The 17,908-nt window shown below is 66.3% G+C and carries 12 protein-coding genes and 1 other RNA gene; 4 read left to right on the top strand and 9 right to left on the bottom strand.

The window, feature by feature from the left end; translation table 11 throughout:
• Positions 1-10 precede the first annotated feature (10 nt).
• Both ACP7EY_RS22660 and ACP7EY_RS22655 read left to right on the top strand, forming a co-directional pair.
• Entirely contained in the window at positions 11-2,932 is a 2,922-nt protein-coding gene (locus ACP7EY_RS22660) for a response regulator (protein ID WP_426197540.1), read from the top strand.
• Between the two features lies 1 nt (position 2,933).
• Positions 2,934-5,183: a two-component system response regulator gene (locus ACP7EY_RS22655; protein WP_426197539.1), complete on the top strand. Its 2,250-nt coding sequence runs from the start codon at positions 2,934-2,936 to the stop codon at positions 5,181-5,183.
• Here the strand turns inward: ACP7EY_RS22655 and ACP7EY_RS22650 are convergent.
• On the bottom strand, positions 5,144-7,684 hold the full coding sequence (locus ACP7EY_RS22650; protein ID WP_426197538.1) for a penicillin acylase family protein: 2,541 nt from the start codon (positions 7,682-7,684) through the stop codon (positions 5,144-5,146). The genes ACP7EY_RS22655 and ACP7EY_RS22650 overlap by 40 nt on opposite strands.
• Before the next feature lie 183 nt (positions 7,685-7,867).
• Here ACP7EY_RS22650 and ACP7EY_RS22645 point away from each other — a divergent pair, with 183 nt between their 5' ends.
• Positions 7,868-8,152, top strand: a complete 285-nt coding sequence (locus tag ACP7EY_RS22645; RefSeq protein WP_426197537.1) for a hypothetical protein — start codon at positions 7,868-7,870, stop codon at positions 8,150-8,152.
• Between the two features lie 124 nt (positions 8,153-8,276).
• Here the strand turns inward: ACP7EY_RS22645 and ACP7EY_RS22640 are convergent, their stop codons facing one another.
• From ACP7EY_RS22640 to ubiD, 8 genes are all read right to left on the bottom strand, one after another.
• Positions 8,277-9,446, bottom strand: coding sequence for a DUF2334 domain-containing protein (locus ACP7EY_RS22640; RefSeq protein WP_426197536.1), 1,170 nt, complete (start codon positions 9,444-9,446; stop codon positions 8,277-8,279).
• Entirely contained in the window at positions 9,433-10,629 is a 1,197-nt protein-coding gene (locus ACP7EY_RS22635) for a glycosyltransferase (protein ID WP_426197535.1), read from the bottom strand. The genes ACP7EY_RS22640 and ACP7EY_RS22635 overlap by 14 nt, the downstream gene beginning before the upstream one ends.
• 90 nt (positions 10,630-10,719) lie before the next feature.
• Positions 10,720-11,310, bottom strand: a complete 591-nt coding sequence (gene recR / locus ACP7EY_RS22630; protein WP_426197534.1) for a recombination mediator RecR — start codon at positions 11,308-11,310, stop codon at positions 10,720-10,722.
• 47 nt (positions 11,311-11,357) lie between these two features.
• Entirely contained in the window at positions 11,358-11,684 is a 327-nt protein-coding gene (locus ACP7EY_RS22625) for a YbaB/EbfC family nucleoid-associated protein (RefSeq protein WP_426197533.1), read from the bottom strand.
• 69 nt (positions 11,685-11,753) lie between these two features.
• The gene (locus tag ACP7EY_RS22620; RefSeq protein WP_426197532.1) at positions 11,754-13,922 is read right to left on the bottom strand and encodes a DNA polymerase III subunit gamma/tau; all 2,169 of its coding nucleotides are present in this window, start codon (positions 13,920-13,922) and stop codon (positions 11,754-11,756) included.
• Between the two features lie 203 nt (positions 13,923-14,125).
• An RNA gene (ffs, locus tag ACP7EY_RS22615) (signal recognition particle sRNA small type) lies at positions 14,126-14,224 on the bottom strand.
• Between the two features lie 150 nt (positions 14,225-14,374).
• Positions 14,375-14,728, bottom strand: coding sequence for a hypothetical protein (locus ACP7EY_RS22610; protein ID WP_426197531.1), 354 nt, complete (start codon positions 14,726-14,728; stop codon positions 14,375-14,377).
• 95 nt (positions 14,729-14,823) lie between these two features.
• On the bottom strand, positions 14,824-16,308 hold the full coding sequence (gene ubiD / locus ACP7EY_RS22605; RefSeq protein WP_426197530.1) for a 4-hydroxy-3-polyprenylbenzoate decarboxylase: 1,485 nt from the start codon (positions 16,306-16,308) through the stop codon (positions 14,824-14,826).
• Positions 16,309-16,859: 551 nt separating this feature from the next.
• Here ubiD and ACP7EY_RS22600 point away from each other — a divergent pair.
• Entirely contained in the window at positions 16,860-17,702 is an 843-nt protein-coding gene (locus tag ACP7EY_RS22600; RefSeq protein ID WP_426197529.1) for a transglycosylase SLT domain-containing protein, read from the top strand.
• Positions 17,703-17,908 lie beyond the last annotated feature (206 nt).

Genomic DNA, 17,908 nt, shown 5'->3' with positions numbered 1-17,908 from the left:
AAGGCGAGCCATGCTGAAATTTGCGCGCTGCAGCCTGAATCAGAAACTGACGATCATCTCGTTCCTCTCGACGGGCACCGCGCTGCTCGTCGTGTTCATCGCGTTTGCCGTCGTGTCGGTGGCCAATCATCGCAAGGATGAAGCGATGCAGCTGTCCTCGTTCGCAGGGGTGATCGGCGCCAACAGCGTGCATGCCTTGCAGTTTAACGACCGCGCTGCCGCCCAGACCACCTTGTCGGCCTTGAAAGCCAAGGAAGAAATTGCCGGCGCCATCCTGTTCGACCGTCACGGCAAGGTGTTTGCCCGCTATGTCGCCCCCGACCACGGCGACGACGTGTTCACCGACGTCGACGACATCGGCCTGGACGCCGCTTCGCTGGCGAGCGCCAATCTGGGCGGGCGTGCCCTGTGGAACACGCGCATGCGCCTGTACCGCGAGATCGGCGGCGACGGCGTGGCCGGCGTGGCCGGCGTGGTCATGATCGAGGCGGACCTGAGCGCCATGTGGCGCGACATCGGCAAGGGCCTGGGCCTGATCGCCGCCGCCATGTGCGGCTCGCTGCTGGTGTCGCTGCTGCTGGCGAGCCGCTTCAAAAGCAGCATCGCCGACCCGCTGACGAAGCTGATCGATACGGCCAGGCAGGTCTCGCGCAGCCAGAATTTCACCTTGCGCATCGAGCACCAGCGCACCGATGAGCTGGGCGCCCTGATCGACAGCTTCAATGACATGCTGGCCCAGATCGAGGAGCGCGGCGCGGCGCTGATCGACCATCGCAAGGAACTCGAGCGGCAAGTGGGCGTGCGCACCGAGCAACTGGAAAAGGCCAAGAACGCCGCCGAAGCGGCCAGCCGTGCAAAAAGCGCTTTTTTGGCCACCATGAGCCACGAAATCCGCACCCCCATGAACGGCGTGCTGGGCATGACGGAAATGCTGCTCGGTACCAAGCTGACGGAAACCCAGCGCAAGTACACCCACCTGGTGAAAAGCTCCGGCGAACACCTGTTGGTGATCATCAACGACATCCTCGATTTTTCCAAGATCGAGGCGGGCAAGTTGTCCGTCGAGTACATCAACTTCAATTTGTGGGACCTGCTCGACGACATCAACAATGTGTACGCGCCACAAGCGCAGCACAAGGGTATCGCCCTCGACTTCGATATCGCCAACAACATCCCGGTGGCCATCTGCGGCGATCCGAACCGCTTGCGCCAGATCATGGCGAACCTGCTGGGCAATGCGATCAAATTTACCGACCACGGCCGTATCCGCGCCAGCGTGCAGATCTGCGGCGAGGATCAGCAGGCCTGCGCCTTGCGCTTCGAGGTCCATGACACCGGCATCGGCGTCTCACGCGAGGCGCGCGAGCGCATCTTCGAAGCGTTTTCGCAGGCCGATGGCTCGACCACGCGCAAATATGGCGGTACCGGGCTGGGCCTGGCCATCTCGCGGCAACTGGTGGAGTTGATGGGCGGACGCATTGGCGTCGACAATGCTTTAACGCAAGGCTCCATCTTTTGGTTCACGGTAAGTTTCGACAAGCGGCGCGTCGATCCGGACGAGCCGGGCTTTTCGCTTACCGAGATCGAAGGGCAGCGCGTGCTGATTGTCGACGAACATACCGCCAGCCGCGAGCAGCTGGCCGAGCAGGCAATGGCCTGGCAGCTCGACTGCGACTGCGTCGACAGTTCGCTGCTGGCCGCGCAGCGGCTCGACGCCGCCGCCCGCGCCGGCCGGCCGTACGATCTGGCCGTGATCGACATGGCGCTGGCGCGCACCAGCGGCTTGTCGCTGGCCGCCGCGATCCGCGCCGAGCCGGCCAGCCGTGCCACCCGCATCGTGCTCATCAGCGACAACCGCCTGGCCGCCGACCCCGTGCAGCGGCGCGAAGCGGGCGTGGCCTACCAGTTGATCAAGCCGGTGCGCCCGGGCGACCTGTTCGAGTGCCTGGCCGCGCGCACGCGCGCGCCGGTGGACGCCGCGCCAATGCCCGCGCCAGCGCACGCTGCGCCGATGCCCGCGCCGGCGGCGGCACGCTCCACGCCGGGCCCGCACCGCGCCAGCGCCCCATCGGGTCAGCGCCGCGTGCTACTGGCCGAGGACAATCCCGTCAACGTCGAAGTGGCCACCGCCATGCTCGACAGCCTGGGCCTGTCGGTGCACTGCGCCCGCAACGGCGCCGAAGCGCTGCAGGCGGCGCGCGAGAGCGATTACGACATCGTGCTGATGGACTGCCAGATGCCGGTGATGGACGGCATGGCGGCCACCGCCGAAATCCGCCGCCTCGAACGCGACACCAAGGGCATGCGCGGCGTGCCGATCATCGCCATCACCGCCAATGCCCTGCAGGGTGACCGCGAAACCTGCCTGGCCGCCGGCATGGACGACTATCTAAGTAAACCGTTTACGCAATCCCAGCTGAGCGCCCTGCTCGGCCGCTGGATCACCCTGCCCCTGACGGGCGGGGCGCGGGCGGCCGAATCGGCGCCGGCCAACGATCCGATCGGGCCGATGCCGCCGCTGCGTTCGCCGGCGCCGGCCGCCGCCGCCGCGCCGGTGGCCCGGCCCGCCAGCGCCCGCGATGCCATCAACAGCCACGCCCTCGACAACATCCGCGCCCTGTCGGCCGAGCGTGGCGACGTGCTGGTCCAGCGCGTCGTGCGCGCCTACGTCGGCGACACGCCGCGCCAGTTCGTGGCCCTGCGCGCGGCGCTTGCCGCAGTCGACACGGGCGGCCTGCGCAAGGTCGCCCACAGCCTCAAGTCGAGCAGCGCCAACGTCGGCGCCGAGGCGCTGGCGCAGATGTGCAAGGACCTCGAACTGCTGGGCCGCAACAACAGCACCGAGGGCGCCGCCCGCCTCCTCGGCGAGATGGAGCACGAATTTCTCGCAGTGCGCGATTCGCTCGATGCAATCCTGGAGAAGGAAACCTGACATGGCCTCACTCCCCCCCAACAAACGTGGTGTCGTGCTGGTGGCCGATGACGATCCCGTGATGCGCCTGCTGATGCTGGAAATGCTGGGCCACGTCGGCCTCGACGGCATCGAAGCCGAAGACGGCGTGCAGGCGGTGACGTATTTCCAGAGCATGGCGCCGGACCTGATCCTGCTCGACGTGGAGATGCCGAACATGGACGGCTTTTCAGCCTGCCGCGAAATCCGCCGCATCGAGACGGGCGCGCCCGTGCCGATCATCATGGTCACTGGCGGCGACGATATCGAAGCGGTCACCAACGCCTATGAAGTGGGCGCCACCGACTTCGTCTCCAAGCCGATCAACTGGCCGATTCTCGGCCACCGCGTGCTCTACGTGCTGCGCGCGAGCGACGCCATCGTCCGCCTGCGCATGGCCGACGCCCAGAACCGCGCCGTGCTGGCGGCCATCCCGGACACCTTCTTCCGCCTCAACGGCGACGGCTTCTTCCTTGACTACGAACCCGGCCACGACCGCTCCGGCGCCGCCTGGACCGGGCGCGAATGGCCGGGCCACGAATGGCCGGGGCGCGAATGGCCGGGCCGCGAATGGCCGGGCCGCGAGCGCACCGGCGCCGGCCAGGGCAGCCGCGCCGGCGGCGACAACGGCGCCATATTCGCCGCCGAGGCCTGCATCGGCAAGCACATCACGGAAGTGTTGCCGCGCCCGATCGCCGACCGCCTGCTCGAACAGATGCGCGCGGTGCTGGAAACCCAGCATATCCGCTCGGTCGACTACGAACTGACGCGCTTTGGCACGGTCCACCATTTCGAAGCGCGGCTGGTCGCCACCGGGCCGGGCGAGGTGCTCGGACTGGTGCGCGACATCAGCGAACGCAAACGAACGGAAGAACAGATTCGCCGGCTCGCGTACTGCGACAGCCTGACCGGCATCCCGAATCGCCAGGCGTTCCTGGAAACGCTCGAGCGCGAACTGCACCGCTCGAAGATCGGCAACAAGAAGTTTGCCGTGCTGTTCATGGACCTCGACGCGTTCAAACGCGTCAACGACACGCTCGGCCACAACGTGGGCGACCATTTGCTCAAGGTGGTCTCCGAGCGCCTGCGCGACACCACCCGCCCCACCGACCTGGTATCGCGGGGCGAACACACGAGCAACCTGGCCCGCCTGGGCGGCGACGAATTCACCATCCTCATCCCGGACCTGGAACGGGTCGACCATGCGCTCAACGTCGCCCACCGCGTCAAGGAAGCGATGCGGCGCCCGTTCATCATCGAAGGCAACGAGATTTTTTGCACCGCCAGCATCGGCATCTCGCTGTTCCCCGAAGATGGCGACGATTGCGACTCCCTGCTCAAGTTTGCCGACACCGCCATGTACCACGCCAAGAACTGCGGCAAGAACAACGCAAAGCTGTACAGCTCTTCGCTGACCATGCAGATCATGAGCCACGTGAAGCTGGAAGTGGGCTTGCGGCGCGCCCTGAAGAACCAGGAACTGTACCTGCTGTACCAGCCGCAGATCGACGTGCCCAGCGGCGACATCGTCGGCGTCGAAGCGCTGGTGCGCTGGCGCCACCCGGAGCGGGGCCTGATCTCGCCCAACGAATTCATCCCGCTGGCCGAGGACACCGGGCTGATCGTGCCGATCGGCGAATGGGTGCTGCGCACCGCCTGCCTGCAGGCGCGCGCCTGGCAGCGCGGCGGCGGCCGCAGCATCCGCATGGCGGTCAACCTGTCGGCCAAGCAGTTCAAGGACGACAATCTGAGCCTGATGGTGCAATCGGCCCTGCACGACAGCGGGCTCGATCCCCGGCTGCTCGAACTGGAGCTGACCGAGGGCACCCTGATGGACGACGCCCGCGCCACCATGGCGACCATGGAGCAGTTGCGGGCAATCGGCGTGCAGTTGTCGATCGACGACTTCGGCACCGGCTACTCGTCGATGAACTACCTCAAGCGCTTCGATGTGCGCGCCCTGAAAATCGACAAGAGCTTCATCAGCGGCCTGCCGCAGGACGCCGAAAACGCCGCCATCACCCGCGCCATCATCGCCATGGCGCACGGCCTGCGCATGGTGGTGGTGGCCGAAGGGGTCGAGACGGACGCCCAACTGACGCTGCTGCAGGAGTATGGCTGCGACATGGTGCAGGGCTTCCACCTGGGCCATCCGTCGCCGCACGAGTCGATCGCCGAGCGCCTGCAAATAGCTCAGGGCACGTCGCTGCCCTTTCTGGACAAGGTCAAGTAAGGCGCGCGTGCTGATGGCATCGGTGCGCGCGCGATACGCCCCGCTGCCGGCTCCAGGCGCAGACGGTGGACGGCCGGCCCTGGCAACAAGGGACCGGGGCGGCCCGCCAGCCAGTCGGCGTGATCCGCCATGAAATACGGCGACAATGGATGGCCGCTCTGGCCGCCCGGCATGTTGAAAACGCCCTGCTCCTCCAGGCCCGGACTGACCGTCATGCGTTCGGACTGGCCGAATTTGCTGCCGGCCACGCGCGGCATATGGGCGTCGCCGGGCAGTTGATCGGGCGGCGCCGCCAGCCAGGGCCGCAGGATCGGCAGCGCCACCGTGATGGGATGGGCAATCGCCGCCGTGTTGCGCCGGCCCCAGGTGGCCGCCGCCAGCGGCGCGCCGTCGGCCGTCAACCGCGCGGCCAGGCGATCGACCGCGGCCAGCTCGAACGCGCGCCAGCTCCCGTACCCGGCCGGCAGCCAGCCGGGCGGCTGCTCGTCGAGCAGGCGCTCCATCACCGCCGGCCAGCGCGCACTGGCGCCGTGCATGTCCGCGCGCGGATCGATCGCCGCCAGCGCGGCATTGGCGCGGCCATAGGCCTGCTCGTGCAAGGCCCACATGAAACCGCGCGCCAGCCGGTAGCCGCTCGAGTCGACGCTGGCGTGCCCGCTCCAGCTGTCCCGCAGCAGGCGGGCAAATTCGGCGCGTAGCGGATGCCCTTCGATGGCGGCGCTGTCGAGCAGCGCCAGGGCGCGCCGGCGCCAGCGTTCGGCGAACACGGCGCGGTCGTCGAGCATCACCCCGTACACGCTGGCCACGTCGGCGCCGGCGCCGAGCGCGCGCAAGGCATCGCGGGCCTGGCCGTTGCGCGCGCCCAGGTCGAAACCGCCGTCGCCGATCAGCGCCGCCTGCGGCCCGGCCAGCTGGCGGCTGTTGGCCGTCGAGAGCTGCCCGCCAGCGGGGTCGCTCAGGGCCGGATAGTCGGACGGCGCCAGCACCCCGTCCCAGCTGGTCGCGGCGCCATCGTGCAGCAGCGGAAAGCTGGCATCGCGCAGCGCACCTGGCGCGGCCGGCGCCCGCCGCGGCAACGGCCCGGTGATGGTCCAGCCGATATGCCCGGCAGCGTCGCCGGCGACGAAATTTTGCGCCGGCACGCCGACGCCCGCGGCCACCTGCAAGGCTTGCGCCAGCGTGTCGGCCGACTCAAGCTGGCGCAGGCGCAGATTGAGCGCCGCCGGATGGTGGGCGATCCAGTGCACGGCGTAGGTGCGCCCGTCGATGCTGCGCAGCGGCCCCAGGTCCGTCTCGCGCACCGCCAGGCGCTCGGCCGGGGCGCCCTTGACGACGATGGTCTCGAGCGTCACCACGACCTGCAGCGAGCGCGAGGCCGCGCGTACGCGGCTGGCGTCGGCCGGGTCCACGGCCACCTCCACCAGGTCGAGAAAATCGCCGTACGCATTGGTGTAGCCCCAAGCCACGCGGCCGTTGCTGCCCACCGTGAGCAGCGGCGGCGCGCCCGGCAAGGTCAGCCCGGCCAGCCGGCGTGGCTGGCCGCCGGCGTCGACAAACTGCATCGCCAGCCGGTACCAGGTGACGGGCAGTTGCAGGCCAAGGTGCATGTCGTTCGAGACGATGGCGCGGCCGCTGGCGCTGCGGCTGCCGGCCAATACCCAGTTGTTGCTGCCGACCGCCGCGGTGCCGTCGCCATCGCCCGGCATGGCGCCCATGGCGCTGCGCAGCGCCCCCGCGCCGCCCGCCGCGCTTGGCGCTGGCAGCGCGCCCGCACCCCACCAGGCGGGCGCCGTCGGCGGCAACGGCATCGGCGGCAGCGCGACCGATTCGGCGTCGAGCGGCGCGTCGAACGCGCTCGCCGCGGGCAGCAGGAAGGCGCGCTGCGCCGCGTCCGTATGGTCGGCCACCCAGCCGCGCGCCAGCTTGCGCGGCTCTTGCATGCCCTGCAGATCGAAGTACATGGCCCACCCCACCAGCAGCGAATCGGCCGCCTGCCAGGGCCGCGGCGCGGCGCCCAGCAAGGCGTATTCGAACGGCCGCGCCGTCAGGGCACCCAGGCCGTCATTGACACCGGCGACATAGCGCTCGAGAAAAGCGCGATCGTCCGCCGGCATGCGCGCCAACATGGCCTCGGCGCGCGCACGAAAGCGATGGAGACGGTGGCTGCGGTCGGGCGCAAGCGCGCGGGCGCCGAACAGCTCGGCCAGTTCGCCGGCGCCGGCGCGCCGCATCAGATCCATCTGAAAAAAGCGCTCCTGGGCGTGCAGGAAGCCGGTGGCATACGCCAGGTCGGCGCGGCTGGCCGCCGTCAGCAGCGGCACCCCGCGCGCATCGCGCGCCACCGTGACGACCCCGGCCAGGCCCGCCGCCTGGCGCACGCCGTCGAGCTGGGGCAGACTGGCGCGCAGGTACAGCCAGATAAGGCACCAGGCCAGCAGCAACAGCGTCGCCAGCACCAGCGCGACACCTGTACCCCACCGCCTGGTGCGTGCAGTGCCCATCGCCGTCTCCCGCGTTCATGATGAATTTTTCCAGCTTCCGATCTTGCCTGAAAAGGATGAAAGCGAGAAATCAGCTCGCATAGGCGACGACTTTTTTCTCACCGTGCACGATTGATATGCATCATGGGTACGCACGGGACGGCGCCTAAGCTGTAGCAACCGTACCGACGAAGGGAGACCGCCATGCGCACCTTGCTTCTGGCTGCCGTGAGCGCACTTTGCTTGACAGCATGTTCCACACCGCAGGAACGCGCGCTCAAGCAGCAAGCGGACATGGACCGCATCATCATCGAATTTGGCCCCGCCTGCGTGCGGCTGGGCTATACCGCCAACTCGGATCTATGGCGCAATTGTGTACTGCAGTTGAGCACCAAGGAAGAAATAACCCGCTACAGCAACTCGACCTATCTGTATGGCGGCTGGGGTGGCCATCCCTATTGGGGTGGTGGTGGCCGGTGGGGGCGGTAAGCGGCATTCGGTAAGGGGCAAGCGCCAACCGATAAGTGGTCAACCGCAAGCGGCAAGCTTGCGGGCGCAGCCGGCTTACCGGGCTGACACGCTCGCTCGAGCTGCACGGTCCACTACAGATCCACTACAGCAACGGCGCTGGCGTGCAAGTCGCAAGAGCGCCGACGCGGTTGACCATTGCCCCGTTGGCGCCGGGGTCCGGCATGGCATCGCCGGCACAGGTGCGGCGGTTGCTGCATGTAGTGGCGCCGTTGTTGATAGGGCAGTTGTTGCGGCCGTTGGTGCTGCTGTCTGTGCTGCTGTCTGTGCTGCTGTCTGTGCTGCTGTCTGTGCCGCTGTTTGTGCTGCTGTCTGTGCCGCTGTTTGTGCTGCTGTTTGTGCATCCACCGGTGCGGCCATTCATGCTGCGACTGATGCTGCCGTTGGTGCCGTTGGTGCCGCTACTGGTGCTACTACTGGTGCTACCAATGGTGCGGCGGGAGGAGTCGGCAGTGGCGCTGGCACTGGAAAACTGCAGTTGCGGCGCTTGTATCGTCGTGGTCCGCGCCCCATCACTGGCGGCAAAGCCGCTCTTGGTCAGCGGCTGGCGCTGCGCCAGCAGTTTTTCCAGCAGGGCCTGGGCATGGCGCAGCAGCGCCCGATGGCGGGCGTCGGCCGGATGCAGGCCCAGGCGCAGCAGCCGATTCGACCGCAATGCCAGCGCCAGCGCCTGTGCCAGGGGCGGCGACAGCGCACGGCCACTGGCGTTGCGCGCCGAGTACATCAGCGAGGGCGAATACACGCTGTGCTGGCGATGCAAACAATGGAAGTGGGTGAGCGAGGTGGTGTAGGCAAACGGCCGCTGCCTCACCGCCTTGCGCGCGCCGGGCCCAGCCAGCCAGGCTGGCGGCACGAAGCCGTCGACCGGCCAGCCCCGCTCGGCAAACCAGGCCAGGCCCAGATCGAGCCGCCGCAGCGCTTCCTCCTCGTCCAGCGCGGAAAACTCGCCTTCGCCGGTGGTGTAGACCTCGCGCACGAAGCGATTGCACAGGCCGCGGCGCCGGGGCGCGCTGTCGAGGTGGGTGTAGCCGTGCAGCGCCAGTTCGTGGCCATCGGCCAGCAGTTGGCCCAGCGTCGCCTCCATCGCCGGCGCTCGTGGAGAACGGCCATGGTAACGGGGCACCACCAGCCAGGTCAGCGGCAAGTGGGGCGCAACGTCGCGCACGGCCTGGTACAGCACCATGCAGTCGGCCCAGGTGGCAGGGGCGACGTCGTGAATCGACACGCACAGGACGGGGCGATCAATCGGCCACATAGTCTCGCGCCAGTTGGGCACGGCGATCGACCGTCAGTTCGGTCCGACGGGCGGCCGCATACAGGCGTTCCATGTCGAGTTCGTTGGTAAGACCGCGGGCCAGCAAACGGCCGTAACGACGCAGTAACTGGGGGGTAATCTGGTTCCAGTCGTAGTGCTCGCAGGCGCGGCGCCGGGCGGCACTGCCCAGGGCGGCGCGGTCGCCGTCGTAAATGGCGGCGATGCCTTCGGCCAGGCTGGCGGCGCTGTCCGGGCGCACCACCACCCCGCTGCGCTCGTCGACCAGTTCCGTGATCGCGCCGCCGGTGGCCACCACGGGCAAACCACAGGCCATGGCCTCGAGGACGATCAGGCCAAACGTTTCGCAATCGCCCGGATGGACCAGTACGTCGCAGCCAGCGAGCAGGCGCGCCAGCACGCGCTGGTCGCGACAAAACGGCAGGCGCGTGATGGCGGGATGGGCGGCAATGTTGCCGCCACCGCCGATCAGCAGCAAGTGGTACGGTGGCCCCAGCATGCGCAGCGCGGCAAGCAGCAGATCAAGTTTTTTCTCGGCGGTAAAACGTCCCGCATACACGAGCAGGCGGGCATCGGCGGCGAGATTGAGCTTGTCGCGCAAGCCGGCGCGCCCCGCCAGCGGGCGAAACACGGTGGCGTCGATGCCCAGCGGCTGGTGGATGGCGCCGGCAACGCCCATTGCGGCCAACTGCTCGACCATCAGCCGACTGGGGGCCAGCACCAGGTCGAACTGCCGGTACAGCCGCGCCAGGTAGCGAGCGGCGCCGCGACTGGCGCTGGCACCGAAGCGGCGGCGCATCAGGCGTGGCAGATCGGAGTGATAGTAGGCCACCGCCGGAATTGCCAGCGCATCGCGCACACGCAGCGCCGCCCACGCGCAGTGGCCGGCATCGCCCGCCTCGATCAGATCAGGTCGCATGGCGCGCAGCAGGGCCGCGGACGAGCGCACCGATAGCGGCATGCGGTAGCCGTGAATGCCGGGAAACGGGATCGATGGAAGGTGAATGCGCCCCGGCGCCCCCGCGCGCACCGTGCGAATATTGGGGCTGAGAATGCTATGGCGAATATCGCTGTGCTGCGCCAGCCAGCGCGACTTGGCATTGAGGTAAGTACTGACCCCACCGCCTTCGGCCGCATAAAACATGGTGATGTCGACGAGGTGCATGCTGGCTACCCAAAATGGATAGAACTACCTTAGCAGTGCCCTTTTCGCCATATTTGAGACTCATCAAACTAAAGCGCCCACCATGTTTGCTCAGGTGTCGCGCCGATCGAGCATGGCCCGTGCGATCGTGCCGGCATCGACATATTCGAGCTCGCCGCCGACCGGCACGCCCCGCGCCAGGCGCGACACGCGCAGGCCGCGCGCCTTGAGCATTTCGCTGATGTAGTGGGCGGTCGCTTCGCCCTCGTTGGTAAAATTGGTGGCGAGCACCACTTCACCGACCACGCCGTCGGCGGCGCGGCTGATCAGCTTGTCGAGGTGGATGTCCTTGGGACCGATGCCATCGAGCGGCGACAGGCGACCCATCAGCACGAAATACAAGCCTTTGTACGTGAGGGTCTGCTCGATCATCATCTGGTCGGCCGGGGTTTCGACGACACACAGCAGGCTGCGCTCGCGGTCCTCGTCCTGGCACAGCTCGCACACATCGGTTTCCGAAAACGTGTTGCACAGGGCGCAGTGGTGGACGCTGTCGACAGCCTGGTAGAGTGCGCGCGAGAGCATTTCGGCGCCCTCACGGTCATGTTGCAGCAGGTGGAACGCCATGCGCTGGGCCGACTTGGGGCCCACCCCGGGCAGGCGGCGCAGTGCTTCCGTCAGAAAGTCGAACGCCTTGGCCATCGTCTATGGCTGCCGGACGCCGACGCTGGGCGCTGTGGTCAGCGCCATCAGAACGGCATCTTGAAGCCTGGCGGCAAAGCCATGCCGGAGGTCAGACCGCCCATTTTTTCCGCGGAGGTCGCTTCCGCCTTGCGCACGGCATCATTGAAGGCGGCGGCGACGAGGTCTTCGAGCATGTCCTTGTCGTCAGCGAGCAGCGATGGGTCGATCGACACCCGCTTGACGTCATTCTTGCAAGTCATCACGATCTTGACGAGGCCTGCGCCCGACTGCCCTTCGACTTCCACCAGCGCCAGCGCTTCCTGCGCTTTTTTCATATTGTCTTGCATGGCCTGGGCCTGCTTCATCAAGCCTGCGAGCTGGTTCTTCATCATGGTGAAATTCTCCGAAATCTAAAAAGTGGCAACTATAAAGGAACTGGCGTCGGACCGTGCGAACGCCGCTCAGGCGGTGGCGGGCGGACGCACCGACCCCTGCACGACAAACGCATTGAGCTGGCGTCCCATCTCCTGGACGAAAGGGTGGGCGGCGACGGTCTGCTCGGCCTCCTGCAGCACCTGCTCGCGCCAGGCCTTGGCCTCGACGCTGGCGGTGTACCAGACGGGGCCGAGCTCGACTTCGACGGCGACCCGGGTGACGGGGAAACGCTCCTGCAACACCGCCAGCAATTTGTCGGTGTTGCCGCTGGCGCGCAAGGTGTCGATCGGCGCCCGCAAGCGAAACGTGCTTTGCTGGCCATCGCTGATGCACTCGACCAGTTCGGTCTGCATGGCCAGCTGTTGCGCCACCCCGCGCAGGGACAAGGTGGCCGCCAGCGCCGGCCAGTTGCCGTCCCAGTCGATGGCGGGCACAGCGGTGATCAGGTAGGGCGGACGGGCAGGTTCAGGCGCGCGCGACGTCGCCGCTGGCACCGGGGTGGGGCTCGTTACGGCCGCTGGCGCCAACGCGCTGTCGTCGGAAAATTCCGTGACCCACGATGGCGGACCGTCATCCTCGACCGGCTCGGCAGGCGGGGCCGGCACGCGGTCCTGGACTGGCGCGACACTGGCCGGCTCGGCCGCTGTCGCCCACGGCGGCGGCGCCGATGGCGCAGCCGCGCTTGCCACTGGCGGTGCTGGCCGGACCGGCGCGGCCGGCGCGAGCGCCGGCGGCGCCGCCGCAGCGGCCACCGCCGCCGCCTGGTTCGACATGGCCGTCGGCCGCTTGGCGCCGGCGTTCTGGCCACGACTGGCCGAGCGCGCCGCTTCGAGGGCGGCGTTGATGGCCGCCCGCGCCGAGTTCATGGCGGGCGCGACGGCGGCGGGCGCGGCCGCGGCTGCCACCTGCCCCGTGGACGGCGGCGGCGGTGACGGGGGCGCTGGCATGGCGGCCGGCGGCGGACGCTGTTGCGCCGGCACCACCGCAGCATGGCTGGCCGTGGCCACCGCCGCCGGCCGTGCTGGCGCGCCCGCTGCGCGCGCCGGCGCCGGCCGCGTCGCGGCGGCCGCCGACGGCGCCACTTCGGCGCCACCATTGCCCGGACGGAAGGCCAACATGCGCAGCAAGGTCATGGTAAAACCCGCGTACTCATCCGGCGCGAGGCCGATTTCGTTGCGGCCGTGCACGGCAATTTGATAGAACAATTGCACTTCCTGGGCGTCGAAGGCGGCCGCCAGGCGAACGATATCGGCCAGCTCCGGCAAATCCTGCGGCACCGCTGCCGGCACCGACTGCGCCAGCGCGATCCGGTGCAGCAAGGTGCCCAGGTCTTGCAGGGCGCCGTTGTACGACAGGCTGCGGCTGGCCATTTCGTCGGCCACCGCCATCAGGTCGCTGCCGTCCTGCGCCAATAGCGCGTCGAGCAGGCGCACCAGGTAAGTCTGGTCGAGTGCGCCCAGCATGCCCTGCACTGCTTCGAGCGTGACGGCGCCGGCCGCATAGGCGATCGCCTGGTCGGTCAGCGACAAGGCGTCACGCATCGAACCGTGCGCGCCTTGCGCCAGCAGGCGCAAGGCCGGTTGTTCGAAGCTGATGCCTTCCTGCCCCAGGATATTGTCGAGGTGATCGATGATGTGACCGGGCGGCATCTGCTTGAGATTGAACTGCAGGCAGCGCGACAGCACGGTCACGGGAATTTTTTGCGGATCAGTGGTCGCCAGGATGAACTTGACGTGCTCGGGTGGCTCCTCCAGCGTTTTCAACATGGAATTGAACGCGTGGTTGGTGAGCATGTGCACCTCGTCGATCATGTAGACCTTGAAGCGCGCGTTCGACGGCGCATAGACAGCTTGCTCGAGCAACTGGGCCATTTCGTCGACTCCGCGGTTGGACGCCGCATCCATCTCGATATAGTCGACAAAGCGGCCGGCATCGATGGCGGTGCAGGCGTCGCACACGCCGCATGGCGTGGCGGTGATGCCGCCATTGCCATCGGGACCGATGCAATTGAGCGCCTTGGCCAGGATGCGCGACAAGGTCGTCTTGCCCACCCCGCGCGTGCCGGTAAACAAGTAGGCATGGTGCAGGCGCCCCGTTTCCAGGGCATGCGTGAGGGCACGCACGACGTGCTCCTGGCCAACGAGGGTGTCGAAGTTGCGGGGGCGGTATTTGCGGGCGAGGACTTGATAGGACATAGCGCGATTTTACCGTAGATGGACGGCGCAGCGGGCAAACTCGGTGACGGAGCGGGGGACAAAGCGTCCGCACAGGCCGGCAAAGGGTCGTTTTGCGCGCAACAATGCCACGGTGCCGGGGCGGCGCGAAAACAAAAGGTATCAAGAGAACAGCGAGACGGCAGCAACGGTGCCATCGGAGGAGAACTACACTGAAAAACTGAGGAGGCGAGCCTGATCTGCGGCACTCATGGGTAATAGCCGTGGCTGCTTCGTTCCCGACCTGACCAGGTTAGCCATGCCACGATGCGCAGGGGCCCGCCAGCGCTCATTATATCCGACTTGACCCGTTTAGTAAAAGCGCTGTTGGCAGCGGGACGAAGGCCCCGCGCGCGCGGACAGGCGCGTAAAAAAAATTCGCCTGCAACAAGGGGCGCAAGGGGCGGCCGGCTGAACCCCGACCGCCCTGCGGCCTATTTGCGATCGTCGTTCTTGTGGCTCTGGCGCCCTGCCTCGGCATGTTGCTCGGGGGTGCCGCCACGGCTGCCGCCAGAGCCGGCGCTGCCGGCACCGGAAGCGCCGCTGCCGGACTGGCTCGAGCCGTCGTTCTTATGGCTCTGGCGCCCCGCCTCCGCATGCTGCTCGGGTGTGCCGCCGCGCGTGCCGCTGCCACTGCCGCCACTGCCACTGCCCGCGGCGCCACCCGAACCGCCCGCACCGGACTGGCGCGAGGTGTCGTTCTTGTGACTCTGGCGCCCCGCCTCGGCGTGCTGCTCAGGCGTGCCGCCCCGGGTCCCCTTGGTGTTGTCGTCTTTGCTGGTTGCCACAATGGTTCTCCTCGTTTGAAGAAAACACCAGCTTAGACCTGCCGGCGCCCCACGCGTATCAGAAAATTCCGCATCGCGTGTAGGAGCACACCCAATCAAATACCCAACTCCTGCCACATTGCATCGACCCTGGCCTTGATCTCGGGCGACATGGCAATCGTCGTGCCCCATTCACGATTGGTTTCACCGGGCCACTTGTTGGTGGCGTCGATCCCCATCTTGCTGCCCAAGCCGCTCACGGGCGAGGCAAAATCGAGATAATCGATCGGCGTATTGTCGACCAGCGTGGTGTCGCGCAGCGGATCGACGCGGGTGGTGATGGCCCAGATCACCTCCTTCCAGTCGCGGATGTTGACGTCTTCGTCGACCACCACGATGAACTTGGTATACATGAACTGGCGCAGAAAACTCCAGACACCGAACATGACGCGCTTGGCGTGGCCCGCGTACTGCTTTTTCATCTGCACCACCGCCATGCGGTAGCTGCAACCTTCCGGCGGCAGGTAAAAATCGGTGATCTCGCTGAACTGCTTTTGCAGCAGAGGAATAAACACCTCGTTGAGCGCCACTCCCAGCACGGCCGGCTCGTCGGGCGGCTTGCCCGTGTAGGTCGAGTGATAAATCGGATCACGGCGCATGGTAATGCGCTCGATGGTGAACACGGGAAAGCTGTCCTGCTCATTGTAATACCCCGTGTGATCGCCAAACGGCCCCTCGAGGGCGTGCTCGTAGCCGCTCGGGTGATTCGGGTCCGGCAAAATATGCCCTTCCAGCACGATCTCGCTCGACGCGGGCACCCGCAAGGCGCTGCCGATGGCCTTGGTGAGGATGGTGCGACTGCCGCGCAGCAAGCCGGCGAACTGGTATTCCGACAGGCTGTCCGGCACCGGCGTGACGGCGCCGAGGATGGTGGCCGGATCAGCGCCCAGCGCGACCGCGATGGGATACGGCGCCCCCTTGGTGGCGATGGCATGCTCACGGAAATCGAGCGCCCCGCCCCGGTGCGCCAGCCAGCGCATGATCACTTTATTGGGGCCAATTACCTGCTGTCTATATATACCAAGGTTCTGGCGCTTCTTGTTCGGTCCCTGGGTGATCACCAGCCCCCAGGTGATCAAGGGGGCGGCGTCGCCCGGCCAGCAGTACTGGATCGGCAGGCGCGCCAGGTCGACGTCGGCGCCCTCCCACACGATGTCGTGGCAGGCGGCCCCTTTGATTTCCTTGGGCGACATGTCCCATACCGCCTTCACCAGCGAGCCCATCCCCAGCATGTCCTTGAAACCCTTCGGCGGCTCCGGCTCTTTCAGGCGCGCCAGCAGGTGGCCGATCTTGCGCAGTTCGCTGACGTCGTCGGCGCCCATGCCCAGCGCCACCCGTTTCGGCGTGCCGAACAGATTGCCCAGCACGGGGATGGTGTGGCCGGTCGGCTGCTCGAACAACAGCGCCGGACCAGCGGCCCGCAACACGCGGTCGCACACCTCGGTCATCTCCAGATGGGGCGAAACGGGGGTAGAAATGCGCTTTAATTCGCCCATTTCTTGCAATTGAGAAATAAAATCACGCAAATCAGTATAAATCATCGTTTTTTTGCTTTTTTCGTTAGCGCGACGGAGTTATCAACTTAGTAGCCCAAGTGGTTGATTTCACAGCCTATTGATGGGCTTGGGCCGAAAAAGTCAGATTCAAAAGTTATAAAGGAACTCCGTGCTAGTATTGACTTCGTATAAGTCGGCTTTTACAATCCACCCAAGTTGATGAGGCAGGCGTTTTCGGCGGGGATTATGACCCCCAAAATGCAATTTTAGCCGGTCTCATACATTCACGGCGTCGGGGCGCCACATGACATTTTTAAGGAGTGTTTTCACAGGACGTCTGTCCTAACCCCCGAACAGAGTTGTTTGACCACTGATTCAATACCTCAGGGAACGATCAGCTAGAGCAGGCAATGACGGCGTTAATCGTACGCAGCAGCGACGGTAGACGATATTTCTGATGCACGGCATGAGCCATCCGACAGCGCGTAAGTAGCGCCGTGGGCAGAGCTTTTTCCGCGACAAAGGGGAATTCGATGATAAATCGTTTCAACGGGGCGACAGCAAAGTTCGCCCAATCAATGGCTCGCCAGCCAGCTATGTGGTTTTCCGTAAGCAAAACGGCCCGTGGTCTTGCGACCACCGCGCAACACACCCTGACCGTTCTTGGTCTCTCCGCAGTCACCGTCGCCGCCGTCCTGTACGTGCGTCCCGACGTGGCGCAAAAAGTATCGTTGCTCATCGCGCCCAACCAGGCCGCCCCGCTGGCCGCCGCGGCGCCAGCAGCGCCGCAACTGTCGGCCCTGATGGAAGCACCGGCCACGGCGCCCTCCGCGGCGGTCGAAGCAGCCCCGGTACCCCTGACGGCCGAAGAAAAAGCCTTGATGGGCAACCAGAAGCAGCAACAATTTGTTACTTCATGGTTGTCCAAGCGTTATCGCGTTGCGGGCGACGCTGCCAACATGCTGGTATCGACTGCATACATGACGGCAAAAGACGTCAAAATTGATCCCCTGCTCATCCTTGCGGTGATGGCGATCGAATCGGGCCTCAACCCGTTTGCGGAAAGCCCGGTGGGCGCGCAGGGCCTCATGCAGGTCATGTCGAAGGTGCACCACGCCAAATTCCAGCACATGGGCGGGGTCCAGGCGGCCCTCAATCCGGTGGCCAATATCCGCGTCGGCGCCTTGATCCTCAAGGATTACGTCAACCGGGGCGGTTCCATCGAAGCGGGCCTGAAAACCTATGTTGGCGCTGCCGCCTTCGAAAACGATGCCGGCTACGGCTCGCGCGTGCTGGCCGAATACCGCAAGCTCAAGCAAGTGGCCACGGGCAAGAACGTGCCCACCTTCACGACACCCGCACCGGTGGTCGTCAAGAGCGCGCCGGCCGAGCCGAAGATCGACGCGCCCGTCGCGCACGAGGGCATCGCCGGCCTGTGATGGCTTGCATGCCCGTCAGGTCCGCCGGCCTGACAAGCGCAACCGCCCCCTGGGCGGTTTTTTTTCGCCCTGCTACCGGATCGGCCAAAAAAAAAGGCGCTTTCACCGTTAGCTGTTGAGTTTCTTTCGAGCTCAAGCGCTGAAGTGACCGAGCGCCGCTGCGAGGAAGCGCTCGGCGTTGCCGATGCGGCGCAGGTCGATGGCCC

Source organism: Massilia sp. DWR3-1-1, assembly GCF_049898325.1.
Lineage (GTDB): Bacteria > Pseudomonadota > Gammaproteobacteria > Burkholderiales > Burkholderiaceae_D > JAFCUW01.
This window is presented reverse-complemented; position numbering and strand designations above follow the sequence as displayed.

Bases quoted from the DNA above. Each gene is read 5' to 3' on its own strand.
- ACP7EY_RS22660 (WP_426197540.1), top strand. From the start codon at position 11: ATGCTGAAATTTGCGCGCTGCAGCCTGAATCAGAAACTGACGATCATC.
- ACP7EY_RS22655 (WP_426197539.1), top strand. From the start codon at position 2,934: ATGGCCTCACTCCCCCCCAACAAACGTGGTGTCGTGCTGGTGGCCGAT.
- ACP7EY_RS22650 (WP_426197538.1), bottom strand. From the start codon at position 7,684: ATGGGCACTGCACGCACCAGGCGGTGGGGTACAGGTGTCGCGCTGGTG.
- ACP7EY_RS22645 (WP_426197537.1), top strand. From the start codon at position 7,868: ATGCGCACCTTGCTTCTGGCTGCCGTGAGCGCACTTTGCTTGACAGCA.
- ACP7EY_RS22640 (WP_426197536.1), bottom strand. From the start codon at position 9,446: ATGTGGCCGATTGATCGCCCCGTCCTGTGCGTGTCGATTCACGACGTC.
- ACP7EY_RS22635 (WP_426197535.1), bottom strand. From the start codon at position 10,629: ATGCACCTCGTCGACATCACCATGTTTTATGCGGCCGAAGGCGGTGGG.
- recR (WP_426197534.1), bottom strand. From the start codon at position 11,310: ATGGCCAAGGCGTTCGACTTTCTGACGGAAGCACTGCGCCGCCTGCCC.
- ACP7EY_RS22625 (WP_426197533.1), bottom strand. From the start codon at position 11,684: ATGATGAAGAACCAGCTCGCAGGCTTGATGAAGCAGGCCCAGGCCATG.
- ACP7EY_RS22620 (WP_426197532.1), bottom strand. From the start codon at position 13,922: ATGTCCTATCAAGTCCTCGCCCGCAAATACCGCCCCCGCAACTTCGAC.
- ubiD (WP_426197530.1), bottom strand. From the start codon at position 16,308: ATGATTTATACTGATTTGCGTGATTTTATTTCTCAATTGCAAGAAATG.
- ACP7EY_RS22600 (WP_426197529.1), top strand. From the start codon at position 16,860: ATGTGGTTTTCCGTAAGCAAAACGGCCCGTGGTCTTGCGACCACCGCG.